8 protein-coding genes and 1 pseudogene are annotated in these 12506 nt (G+C 65.8%); 7 read left to right on the forward strand and 2 right to left on the reverse strand.

The features are described from left to right. Positions 1 to 493, reverse strand: a pseudogene (locus VLR48_RS07330) (aminodeoxychorismate lyase); the annotation flags it as partial. Positions 494 to 631: 138 nt separating this feature from the next. Between VLR48_RS07330 and VLR48_RS07335 the strand changes: the two are divergent. Then, positions 632 to 2425, forward strand: a complete 1794-nt coding sequence (locus VLR48_RS07335; protein WP_325291153.1) for an AAA family ATPase — start codon at positions 632 to 634, stop codon at positions 2423 to 2425. A gap of 18 nt (positions 2426 to 2443) precedes the next feature. Here the strand turns inward: VLR48_RS07335 and VLR48_RS07340 are convergent, their stop codons facing one another. Beyond that, positions 2444 to 6574, reverse strand: a complete 4131-nt coding sequence (locus tag VLR48_RS07340; protein ID WP_325291154.1) for a hypothetical protein — start codon at positions 6572 to 6574, stop codon at positions 2444 to 2446. Between the two features lie 208 nt (positions 6575 to 6782). Here VLR48_RS07340 and VLR48_RS07345 point away from each other — a divergent pair, with 208 nt between their 5' ends. From VLR48_RS07345 to pstS (VLR48_RS07370), 6 genes are all read left to right on the forward strand, one after another. After that, positions 6783 to 7088, forward strand: a complete 306-nt coding sequence (locus tag VLR48_RS07345) for a YibE/F family protein (protein ID WP_325291155.1) — start codon at positions 6783 to 6785, stop codon at positions 7086 to 7088. A 140-nt stretch (positions 7089 to 7228) separates the two neighbouring features. Continuing rightward, positions 7229 to 8284 (forward strand): phosphate ABC transporter substrate-binding protein PstS, encoded by a 1056-nt coding sequence (gene pstS, locus VLR48_RS07350; protein WP_414718592.1) that lies wholly within the window; start codon positions 7229 to 7231, stop codon positions 8282 to 8284. Between the two features lie 227 nt (positions 8285 to 8511). After that, a complete protein-coding gene (gene pstC, locus VLR48_RS07355; RefSeq protein ID WP_325291157.1) occupies positions 8512 to 9489 on the forward strand; it encodes a phosphate ABC transporter permease subunit PstC in 978 nt (325 codons plus the stop codon). Further along, positions 9486 to 10376 (forward strand): phosphate ABC transporter permease PstA, encoded by an 891-nt coding sequence (pstA, locus tag VLR48_RS07360; RefSeq protein ID WP_325291158.1) that lies wholly within the window; start codon positions 9486 to 9488, stop codon positions 10374 to 10376. The genes pstC and pstA overlap by 4 nt, the downstream gene beginning before the upstream one ends. Positions 10377 to 10417: 41 nt before the next feature. After that, entirely contained in the window at positions 10418 to 11224 is an 807-nt protein-coding gene (pstB, locus tag VLR48_RS07365) for a phosphate ABC transporter ATP-binding protein PstB (RefSeq protein ID WP_414718593.1), read from the forward strand. 71 nt (positions 11225 to 11295) lie between these two features. After that, positions 11296 to 12363 carry a phosphate ABC transporter substrate-binding protein PstS gene (gene pstS, locus VLR48_RS07370; RefSeq protein WP_325291160.1) on the forward strand — a complete coding sequence of 356 codons (1068 nt, stop codon included), beginning with the start codon at positions 11296 to 11298 and terminating at the stop codon, positions 12361 to 12363. Positions 12364 to 12506: the final 143 nt, after the last annotated feature.

The following is a 12506-nucleotide window of genomic DNA, read 5'->3' on the forward strand; positions in this document are numbered from 1 at the left end:
GCTCTCCGAATCCGATGTGGTAGGGACAACCCGGCGTGTCGCGCAGTTGGCGGCGGATCTCGGGGACGCTGTTCCAGAAGGAGCGCGCCCGGGTCGGAGCGACCCGCGCACGGGTAAGGACGACGAGAGGCCGATCCGGCTGCTGTCGGCCTCGATAGTCGAAGAGCGCTTCGCCGCCCCAGGTTCCGCGCCCGGAAACCGGCGTCAGCGCAAAGTGGAGCTGCTCGATGCTCGCGTCGGCGACCGCTCGATAGAAGCGGGTCCGTCGCAGTCGCGCCTCGTCCTCGGGATCCGCGAATACCCGCATCAGGCAGTAAGCACCGAGATCCGGCACCACGGAGAACCCGTCGCCGCTGCCGCAGCCCATCAGGTGGATCCGGCCGGTCGGCAGACGGCGATCCATCAGAAACCGCTGAAAGCCCATCCGCAGGAAGGCATCGGGGATACGCAGCCCCGAATAGCGGAAGAAGCTGAAAACGACCAAACGACTCACAATCAGCCCCCGCTGTGATGGAAACGACACGCCGAGCAGCCGAATAACCCTTGCAGAGCGGTGCCCCGACCGACTCCAACACCGCATCGAAGCGTGCTATGTTCGATGCACGATCCACCCACCCGGAGCAGGTGCGCGATGAGATTTCCTTATGGATTAAGCGACTTCGGCAAGCTGATCCGCGAAGGCTATTTCTACCAGGACCGCACCGATCGCATCCCGCTGCTGGAAGCCTCGGGCGATCAGCTGCTCTTCATCCGCCCGCGACGATTCGGCAAGAGCCTGCTGCTGTCGATGTTGGAATGCTACTACGATCTCGGCCGGGCCGAGCAGTTCGACGCCATGTTCGGATCGCTCGCCATCGGTCGCGACCCCACGCCGTCTCACAGCCGCTTTTTCGTCATGCGGTGGGATTTCTCGCTGGTCAAGGCGCAGGGCGAGGTTGGGGACATCGAGGCTGCGCTGCACCAACACATCAACGACCGTATCCTGCGATTCCAGCAAGACTATGCAGACCAGCTGACGAAGCCAATCGTCCTGCACGCCGATAACGCCATCTCAACCTTCGAGTCGGCCTTGACAGTGGTCTCCCAGACCCCGCACAAGCTCTATCTGCTGATCGACGAGTACGACAACTTCGCCAACGAGGTCCTGATGGCGAAGCGCGAGCAATACGAGGCGCTGCTCTACGGCGAAGGTCTTCTGAAGACCGTCTTCAAAGCGGTCAAGGCCGGTGCCGGCGGCCAGGGGCTCGATCGGGTGTTCATCACCGGCGTCTCGCCGGTCGTCCTGAGCGACATGACGAGCGGCTACAACGTCGCCAAGAACATCTATCTCGAGCCCGAGCTCAACGACCTCTGCGGCTTCACCGAGCCGGAAATCGCCGCCGTGCTGACCCGCCTGGCAAGCGACGGCGCCGACTGGTCGCACGCCGAGGCGCTGGACACCATGCGCACCTTCTACAACGGTTATCGCTTCAGCGAAGACGCCGAAGCCCGGATCTACAACCCGACCCTGAGCCTCTACTTCTTGGAACATCTCGGCAAACGCGGACGGTATCCGCGCCGAATGCTCGATGAGAATCTGGCGATGGACCGCGCGAAGCTCGTCTATATCGCGCGGCTGCCGCATGGCGAGGCCCTCTTGATCGAGGCCCTGAGCAACACCGAGGGCGTGACCATCCCGCAACTGGCGCGGCACTTCGGCGTGGCCGACATGCTCCATGCGGTGAAGGATCAACCCTTCATGGCCTCGCTGCTCTATTATTTCGGCATCATGACGTTGGCCGGCGAGGGCGTGCTCGGCAAACTGCGGCTGGCGATCCCCAATCTGGTCGCTCGCGCGCTCTATGTCGAGCGTCTCCAGGAGCTCTGGCTTCCCACCTACGACGACCGCGAGACCATTCAACGCAGGTCCGAGACGGTCTATTTGCAGGCCGACCTCGCACCTGTATGCGACTTCATCGAGCAGCGCTATTTCAAGATCCTCTCCAATCGCGACTACCGCTGGAGCAACGAGCTTCTGCTGAAGACCGCATTCCTCACGCTCCTGTTCAACGACCGGCTTTACATGATGGTTTCGGAGCTGGAGACCCAGCGCGGATATGTGGATCTCGCCCTGATCGTGCGCCCCGATATGCGCCGCGTCCGGGCGCTTGACCTGCTGCTGGAGCTCAAATATCTCGGACTCAAAGACTTGGGCCTCAGCGGAGAGCAAGTGCGTGCTCACCCCCGCGAGACGCTCGCCGCCCTGCCCCTGGTCGCCGCCAAGCTCGACGAGGCCGAGGCGCAAGCCCGACGCTACGGCGCCGCCTTGCGCGAGCGCTATGCTTTGACGGACCTGCATGCCTTCGCTGTCGTCGGCGTCGGCCACGAGCGCCTCGTTTGGCGTGCGGTCGACACCGCGGTGGTTGACGAGCCTAGGTCGACCTGAATCCGGCGCGGTTTAGGTTCAAAGATCCAGCCGCATCTCCCTCGCCTCGGGCGTGCGCCGCTTCGGCTCGGAAGCGAGTCGCTCGCGCCAGATCAGAGGCTTCGAAAGCCCCTCCCAGCCCCAGCGCAGCCAGTCGAGCAGACGCATCGCGAGCCAAAGCGCCCAGGCGAGCATGAGGGCGCGGTAGACCCACATGGGGGCCGAGAGCACCCACACCTCCGGCAATTCGGGACCGCCGCGATCCTGGTACCAAGTGAGCGTGGTCGCGGTCGATCCGTTCCCCATGATCTGCATCTCGGGCGTGCCGAGCAGACCCTGTTGAACGGCGCCGAGGAGACCCGCAAGGGCGAAGAGCGTCAGGATGACGAGCCCGATCTGAATCAGGTTGAAGCGCCATGCCGAACGTGCGAGCGGGTCCAAGCGATGCCGCAGACCGAGCGCGAAGAGCCAGCCGATGACCAGCAGCACGACCCAAACCTCGGCCAGGATGAGTCCGATACCGAGCAGGAGCCAATCGTGCACGCGCAAGGGTGTCAAGGGGCTGCGACCCAGACCCGCGGCCAGCCCGATCAGCACCAGCAGGATCCCCCAGAAGAGCACGGCCGGCCCGATCCGTGGACCCCAGGTCCAGAGCACCCAGCGATCCTCCGGCAGGCTCAGCGCGAGATTCAGGTTGACCACCGGGCAGCGCAGATCCGGCACGCTCGGGCGGTAGCCGAAGGTCAGCGGCTGCGCCTCGCGCCAGGTCAGCTCGACTCGAGTCGAGCCGGGCGTGAGCGGAAGCTCGACCTCCGGCGCCGTATCGGGCAGCGGAAGGCTGCGACCGTCCAGACTGAAGGCGATCGGCTCGGCGGCGTCGGGCAGCCGGACGACATGGCTGCCGCCTTGGCTGCTGCGGATCGCCAGGGTCAGGGTCGAAAGGGTTCCGCGCTGGCCGGGCTCGACCCGCGTGTCGACGCGATCGATGGTCAATGTCGGCCCGGGGACGCCCGGTGGTCGGGTGAGGGTCAGGACCAAGGTCTCGCCCGGCAGGGGACGCCAGTTGGGCAGCCAGCGCTCGGCCGGACCCAGCCGATGGATCGGAGCGATGCCCGCGTACTCCAGATGCCAGAGCGGTCCTACGTCGAGACGCCAGTCTTCGCTCAGGCGCGGATCCAAGGAAGCGACCAGGCTCAACTCGCGGGTCGGCTCCAGGCGCGACGACCAAGTCACCTCAGATCGCCCCGCGGGCAGGTCCGCGAGAACCGCCGCACCCTCGACCTGTACCCCGGGCGTCTGCACCGACTCGCCCGGCAGCAGCGGCACCGGGATCAAGACCGGAAACGCGCTCGGCGACAAACGCTGCACGCGAGTGTCCACACGCCAGTCGATCCCCATCCGCAGTGTCCGCTCGACGCGCAGCAGCGGCGGTAAAGCACCCTGCGCGAGCGACACCTCCTGCGGGGCGCCGGTGTCGGAGACACGGACCAAGCGAATCTGGGCACCGGCACGCCCGCCGGCATCCAGCCCTTCGAGGTTCCAGCCCTCGACGGTGGCCCGGATCAACCGAGGCGGCATCGGAAGCGGGATCTCGACCTGATCGCGGCTCGCCAGCGGGCCGACGAGTCGGACCTCATGTCGGCCTGCCGGGAGCATCAGCAGGAGCCGACCGGCCGTGTCTTGGCGCAGTCCGTCCGAAGGCTCGCCGTCCACGCGGATCTCGGTCGGCAGCCAGCCCCCTGCCCCGCCCGGAACGGGTGCCGCGACCGCGACCGCGGCATCCAAGGTCAGATCCAGCACCAGCCGATCCGGGTCCGCCGCGAGGACCATGAGCGACAGATCGACACAGTGCGGCAGACAGTCCGGCGGGGCGAGCAGACGGGTGCGAAGCTCCTCGAGCAGCGCGGGGCTCGGCAGATCCTCGGCCGAGGCCGGTTCGCTGCCGACCGCCGTCCCCAGGCCCAAGGCGACCAGCAGGGCGAGACCCGCACCCGGTGTCCCGCGACTGCCGAGGAGCCCGGCCAACCGCAGACCGAGCAGCACCAAGAGAACGGCGCCGAGGAGCGAGAGCACCAGATTCAAGGTCGGTGTCAGCAACCAAAGTTGTGCCGATTCGTCCTCGCCGACGGGTCCGCTCCAACGCAGATCGACGCTGTTCCAGCGCCAGTCCGGGATGCCGGCTCCGGTCTGGAGACGCGCATCGGGATCCATGAGATCGATGGGCTGGGGCATCGGGGCCGCGGGTTCCGACAAGGCACCGGAAAGACGCTCGCGTTTCGACATCGCCTCCATGTCCATCGCGCTGCGCAGCTCGAACGCAGGCGCGGGAGCCGTGGTCTGCGTGCCGGAGCCCGCCTCCCCCAACGCCATCCAGGGGCGCTCCAGATGCGGAAAGAGCCCGTCGCGGACCTCGGTCACCAGGAACGGTAGTCCGATCACCAAGAGCCCCAACAAGGCCAATCGGAAATAGACCGTTGTCAGGGTCCGCAGGCGCTGAAGACCGCTACGCACGGGTGCCTCCGGGATCAACCGCAGCAGGGCCGCGGCGGCGAGCAGGTTCAGCCAGATCAGCCGCGGCGCACCGGGCGCCTGCCAGGTCAGACCCAGCGTGAGAAGGGCAAGCAGCGCCCAACCCCAGCCCCAGATCCGGCCGATACCCAGTGCCGTGATCAGGACCAGAAAGAGATCCAACAGGCTCCAGCGGCCGATCCAGGTGCTCGGAAGATTGTCGACGCCTTGGACCGTCAAGAGATCCCAACCCGGCGGCAGATAGAGCCGCGCGTCGACGTTCTCGAACTCGGTCGCCCAGCCTGAGGCTGGAACGCGTCCGGGTGCCGACTCGAGCCGAGCATCGGCGACCACATCCAGGCTGCCCCGCCTGACCTCCACCCCGGGCGAAGCGGCGTCGTTCAGGCGCGTGATGAGCACGGGTCGCCCGTCGACGCTCACGGCGCCCATCTCGAGCGCCGGGCCGGCGTCCAGGCGCCACCCGCGCGACAACTGACCGCCGATGCGATCCTGCACGCTGTAGCCCTTGCCGTCGAAGTCGAGCCAAAGCTCGCGATCCAGTCGCAAACGGTCCGGCCCGGGATCCGGATCCCCGCGGACCTGCTCGGTCAGACGCAGGACGCCACCCGGCTCGACCCGATAGACCGGCAGACGCGACCACTCCTCCGGGATCCCGGTCTGACGCGGATCCACGGGGTCGAGGCCCGACGGTTCCACCCGCCGCAGCGCGGGTTCAGCCGCGAAGGCCCAGATCTCAAGCTCCGGCCAAGGTGCGCCGGTCTCGGGACGCGACAGCTCGGACAGGTCACCCTGGTGATGCTCCACGACATCCAGCACCCAGCGCCCGGGACGCACCTGCACCCGCAGCATGCCGTCCTCTTCGAGTCGTGCCGGCAAGGGGCTGTCGATCCGCAAGGGGATCCCGCCGGGCAAGAGCACCGGGGCCAGCCGCACCTCGCGCGCGCCACCGGACACCTCCAGTCGAAGCCGGGTCAGGATCTCGAGAGGCAGACTGTCTTGGATGCGTCGGTAGACCTCCAGGCTCAGGCGATCGCCCGAGCGCTCGGTCTCGGACCCGGCAGGGTCACCGAGCCAAAGACGATTGGTCCGGTCCAGACGCGGTGTCGGCAACGCGACGCCATCGCGCACCAGCGACACCAACCCGATCATCGGCGGGATCACGAGCGCGTCCGGCGGACGGTCCCAAACGAAGCGCCCGGTCACCCGATGCACCCCAGCGGCGAGCGTCACCGTCGGCCGGCCATCGCGTTGGATCACCGGCAGTGCTGCCCCGCCCGCCTGGACCCCGAGCGGCCAGGCATCCGCATCGCCCGGCAGCGGCACCGCGGACTCGGCCAGGACCTGCCAGACCTGAGCGAATGTCCCGCCCTCCCCGCTCAGCGCCAGATCCAGACGTCCCGGCCAAGCGCAGAGGCGTGTGCCGTCGGCCGGATCGATCGGACAGAGACGTTGATCCTGCCCCTCGGGCCCACCTTCCAGGACCCAGGGAATCCAAGGCTGCAAGGCCGCGGGGACGGCCGGTGCGGGAGGAGTGTCGGAGCCGAGCGGCCCGGAACCCTCCGCAGCGGCGTCCATTTGTGCCCGCACGGGCGCCGACAGGATCAGGAGAAGCAGCAGCAGACGTCGCGGAACGTTCGGCATATTGTCACAAGAAGGTAAGGGTCTTTCTGTAGATTGCGCCGTGCCGATCGGGGAACGCCCGACACCTTGGTCGCGTCCCGAACGGTCCGCCGGCCCCGTCCATCCTGGGCCAACTATGACGAGAAGTAGAGAGAAGGCAAGTGAAACACCGACATTTGATCCTCAGTCTGTCCGCCACCGCGTTGCTTGCGGCAGCGACATCGGTGTCTTGGAGCATATCGCGTCGGGACTGCGTGTCGGTCGCGCGGTCATCGGGACCATGACCACCACGCTGCTGCTCGCCTATTCGAGCAGTCACATCTGCATGTTCCTGCTCTTCATGGCGAAGGGCCTGCCGGCGGAGAACATACTCAACGCGCCCTTCGTCGCCGCCGAGACCCTCAACATCCTCGTCGGGAGCTTCGGGCTCATCACCGTCGCCCCGTTTACCGCGGTGGTTGCCGGGCTGCTCTATCGGGCGAATGTCGCGCGGCCGAGCCGGCTCCGCCTGCTGTCCCGCAGCGAAGCGGTCTGAACGAACCGGCCACACCCAAACCGGCTTGAAACCGTCATGCAATCATCACGTCGGCGTCACGGATTTGGCAGACACTTTCGGGACAATCGTGCTCGGCGAATCCATCACACCCGACACTATCCCCCGGAGGCTCCTAACTCATGCGAATCTCCTCGCTGTTGAAAACAATCGCAATCGCCGGCGGCCTTTCGGTAGCCGCCGTCTCGCCTGCCGCCCTTGCCGACGTCAAGCTCATGGGCTCGGGCGCGAGCTTTCCAGCGCCCATTTACGCCAAATGGTTCAAGGACTTCAGCTCGGCGAACAAGGGGGTGCGGGTCGACTATCAATCCAAGGGCAGCGGCGCCGGGATTCAGGACTTCGTCAATCAGGTCGTGGACTTCGCTGGCAGCGACGCAGCCATGAGCGACGAGGAGACCGCGCAGGCGAAGAACGGCGTCGTGCTGCTCCCGATGACCGCCGGCGAGATCGTCCTGACCTACAACTTGAAGGGTGTGGATGAGCTCAAGCTTCCGCGCGACGTCTATCCGGCCATCTTCTCGGGCGAGATCACCAAGTGGAACGATCCGAAGATCGCCGCCGCCAACCCGGGCGTCGAGCTGCCGGATCAAGAGATCACGGTGGTGGTCCGTTCCGACTCCTCCGGCACGACGTACGTCTTTACCGGCCATCTGGCCGAGATCAGCGAGTCGTTCAAGACGAGCATCGGCCAGGAAAAGTCCCCGCAATGGCCGAAGAGCACCAAGTTCGTGAAGGCGCCCAAGAACGACGGCGTCACGGCCACCGTCAAGCAGACCCCGGGCTCGATCGGCTATATCGAGTACGGTTTCGCGAAGCTGACCAAGGCCCCGACAGCGGTGCTCGAGAACCAGGCCGGCACCTTCGTGGCAGCCGGTGCCGAGACCGGAGCGGCCGCCTTGGCGACCGCCGAGTTCCCCGCCGGCAATCTACCGGGCTCGAATGTCCCGGATCTGCGCGCCTGGATCATGGACCCGGCGGGCGATGACGCCTACCCGATCGTCAGCTACACCTGGCTCCTCTTCCCGGAGACCCAGGACGCCGAGAAGGCCAAGGTGGCGCGTGACCTGGTCGAGTACGTCCTGACCGAGGGTCAGAAGAGTGCCGATTCGATGGGCTACATCCCGCTGCCCGCGAATGTGGTCGAGAAGGTCCGTGAGGTCTCCGCGCTGATCCAGTAGTCCGTCAGCACGACTGGACCCGGGGCTTCGGAGCATGTCAGGGGGGGATGGGGCGCGCCGGTCGACATGGGTTGAGCCGGCAGAAGCGCCCGTGCGGATCCTCCGTCCGGTTCGCCGTCACAGGCGATCCGGACGGATGGAGCCACCGCATCCGATCCGCCCGGCAAGGCTGAGCAGACCGCCGGTCCTTCCTTCCGATCGACGCACATCCAGGCAGAGTCAAACCCATGGCCGTGAATCCATTCCAGCATGCCGATTCGGCAAGCAGTGTCTCCGGACCCCCCTCCGGAGGCGACTATCTTGCCGATTCGATCTTTCGCATTATCGCGCTCTCCTGCGCGGCCCTGATCGTCGTCCTCATCCTCTACATCCTCTGGGAGATCGGCGGACTGGCATTGCCGGCCATGGCTCAGCATGGCCTGAGCTTCGTCTCGGGCACGACCTGGAACGTCGGCACACAGGAATTCGGCGTCCTGCCCGAGATTTGGGGAACCCTCTACAGCTCCTTCCTGGCCTTGATCCTCGGCGGGACCTTCGGCGTCGCCATCGCCATCTTTCTCACCCAAGACTTCATCCATGCCCGGCTCGCCGCGGTCTTTCGGACCATCGTCGAGCTGCTCGCCGCGATCCCCTCCGTGGTCTACGGCCTCTGGGGCATCTATGTCGTCATCCCGATGCTGCGCCCCGTGGCCGAATGGCTGCACAGCGAGCTCGGCTTTATCCCGATCTTCGGCACCGAGCTGAGCGGTCCGGGCATGGCGCCCGCGGCCTTGGTGCTCGCCATCATGATCCTGCCGACGGTCGCGGCGATCACGGTCGATGCCTTCCGGCGCATCCCCTACAAGGTCAAGGAGGCGGCCTACGGGATGGGCACGACACGCTGGGAAGCGATCCTCAAGGTGATGTTGCCGACCGCCTCCTCCGGGATCCTGGCCGCACTGGTGCTGGGCTTCGGACGCGCGCTCGGCGAGACCATGGCACTGGCGATGCTCATCGGCAACAGCAACCAGATCAATCTGTCGTTGTTCGCACCGGCCAACACCCTGGCCTCGCTCCTTGCCTCGAGCTTCCCGGAGGCCGGCCAGATCGAGGTCCAGGCGCTCATGTATACCGCCGTGGTGCTCCTCTTGATCACGCTGATCGTCAACATCGTCGGATTCGGCATCCAGCAATACACGGTCCGCAAGTTCGAGGGCAAGGCATGAGCGACATCGACCTGACATCGCGGCCACAAGAGACGCAGCGCCTGAGCCTGGAGCGCCGACCCTTCGAGCTGCGGGCACTCACCAGCGGAGTCCTGACGGGTTTGACCTGGGGGATCGCCATCCTCGGCAGCATCCCGCTCTTCTCGGTCATCATCATGTTGGTGGCCGAAGGCGGCGCCCGTTTGGACATCGAGGCCCTGACCGCGCTGCCGCCGGCCGGCTTCGAGATGGGCGGCGGCTTTGCCAACGCCATCATCGGCACGTTGGTGATGGTCGCCATCGCAACCGCCATCAGTGTCCCGATCGGTCTACTCGCGGCCATCTATCTGGCGATCCTCGACCCCCACAGCCCGTTGGCCGGAACCTCGCGTTTCGTGGCCAAGACCCTGACCGGCTTTCCCTCGATCCTGGCGGGCGTTTTCACCTACGCCGTGCTGGTCATCAACTTCGGCTACTCGGCGGTTGCCGGCGGCGTCGCCTTGGCGGTGCTCATGCTGCCGACCGTGGTGCTGGCCGCAGAGGAGTCCATGAAGCAGGTGCCCAAAAAGATGACGGATGCCGCCTACGGCATGGGCTGCACCCGCAGTCAGGTGATCTGGAAGGTGGTGCTGCCGACCGGCCTGCCCGGCATCCTGACCGGCATCATGCTGGCCGTGGCCGGCGCGGCGGGCGAGTCCGCGCCGCTGCTCTTCACCGCGCTCTTCAGCAACTACTTCATGTCGGAGCTGATGGAGCCGACCGCCTCGCTGTCCATCCTCATCTACAACTTCTCATCCATGCCCTTCGACAACCAGATCGAGCTGGCCTGGGCCGCCTCCTTGGTGCTGGTTCTCATCGTCCTTGTCTTCAATATCCTGGCGCGCCTCATCGGGCAGTCCAAGGTGTAACCCATTCCGAGGTATCAGTGATGAGCGCAACGGCAGAAGCAATGGCGCCGAGGGCGGCGGCCTTCTCCCCGATCGGCGACGCGGTGATCGACTGCCAACTGCAGAAGGTCTTCTACGGCGATTTTCTCGCCGTGCGCAACAGCCATGTCCCGATCGAGAAGGGCAAGATCACCGGCTTTATCGGCCCGTCCGGCTGCGGCAAGAGTACGGTGCTGCGCAGCCTGAATCGGATGAACGATCTCATCCCGAGCTTCCGGTTCGAGGGACACGTCAAGTATCACGGGCAGGACGTCTACGGCAAAACGGTCGACCCGGTAGTGGTCCGCCGTTACATCGGCATGGTCTTCCAGCAGCCGAATCCCTTCTCGATGAGCATCTACGACAACGTCGCCTTCGGGCTGCGCCTGAACCGCTACAAAGGCGACGTGGAGGAACGTGTGCAGAAGGCCCTGGAGCGCGCCGCACTCTGGAAAGAGGTCAAGGACAAGCTCAACAAGAGCGGTCTGTCCCTCTCCGGCGGTCAACAACAGCGGCTGTGCATCGCCCGGGCGATCGCCACGGAGCCCGATGTCCTGCTGATGGACGAGCCCTGCTCCGCCCTCGACCCCATCGCGACCCGCCAGGTCGAGCAACTCATGCTCGAGCTCAAGGAGCGCTACACGGTCGCCTTGGTGACACACAACATGCAGCAGGCAACCCGCGTGGCCGATACCACGGCCTTCTTCGGCGTGGACATCTCCGGGGGTGGCCGGACCGGCTATCTAGTGGAGATGGGCGAGACCCGCCGGATCTTCGAGGACCCCCAAGAGGAGCTCACCAAGCAGTACGTCTCGGGCGAGTTCAGCTGATCCGGCCACCGAAGCCCGCCCCGCGCGGGCACCGCGACCGGCACATCACTTTCAGTTCACGAGGACGGGCCATGACGAGGTTTCTTGGGGTCACGCGGGCCGCTTCGGCGATCTTTGTTGCGGTCTTGGTGGCGGCATGCGGCGGCGAATCGACCGAAACGACGACGGATTCCCAGACCGGGCTACAGATCTCCGGGGCCGGCGCGACCTTCCCCGAGCCGCTCTACCAAGAGTGGATTCGCCGTTACAACGACAAGCAATCCGAAGCGCGCTTCAGTTACGAAGGCGTGGGCAGCGGCGAGGGCGTCAATCGCTTCATCGCCGAGTCGGTCGACTTCGCTGCCAGCGACTCGGCCATGACGGACGAGCAGATCGCCCAAGTGGCCCGCGGCGCGACGCTGATCCCGGTCACCGCCGGCATGGTGGTGCTCGCCTACAACCTGCCCGGGATCGAAGGGGAGCTGCGTCTACCCCGGGACGTCTATGTCGACATCTTCAAGGGCAGGATCTGGAAGTGGGACGATCCCCGAATCGTCGCGGCCAATCCGCACCTCGAGCTTCCCTCGAAGCTCATCCAAACGGTGGTGCGTCGCGACAGCTCCGGCACCACCTTCGTCTTCACCAACCATCTGGGCACCATCAAGCCGGCCTGGCGCTACGAAGGCCCGGGAGTCGGAACACTGCTCGACTGGCCGGGCGGTGCCATGACGGGGACCGGCAACGAGGGGGTCGCGCACAAGATCAAGATCAGCCATGGCTCGATCGGCTACGTCGAATACTTCTTTGCAAAGCGCTTGGGACTGCCGATGGCGACCTTGCAGAATCAAGCCGGCAACTTCGTCCAGCCGGACGCCGCGAGCGGTCGGAGCACACTCGAAGCGGCAGCGGCGGCCCGCATGCCCGAGGATCTGCGACTCTTTGTTCCGGATCCAGAGGCACCGGATGCCTACCCGATCTTGAGTCTGTCTTGGTTGTTGCTCTATGGGCAGTACCCGGAATCGGAGAAGGCGACGGCACTCGAGGCCGCCGTGACCTGGGCCCTGAACGAGGGGCAGCCGATCGCCGAGGCGTTGGGCTACATTCCGCTTCCGCCCAACATCGTTGCTGCAGCGACGCGCGCCCTCGACACGATCCGCTAAGCACAGCAGGTCGATCCGGGGATGGAATCCGTCGACGACCCGAGCCGCGCGCCCCCTTCCGCACATCAGCCGTCTCGCGCAACCCCGGCCCAAGCGCCGGCGCGTTCGGCCGTTCCCACTCCGGAGATCGCGCCATGGAACCC

Origin of the sequence: Thiocapsa sp. (assembly GCF_035467215.1) — a bacterium.
Classification (GTDB): Bacteria; Pseudomonadota; Gammaproteobacteria; order Chromatiales; family Chromatiaceae; genus Thiocapsa.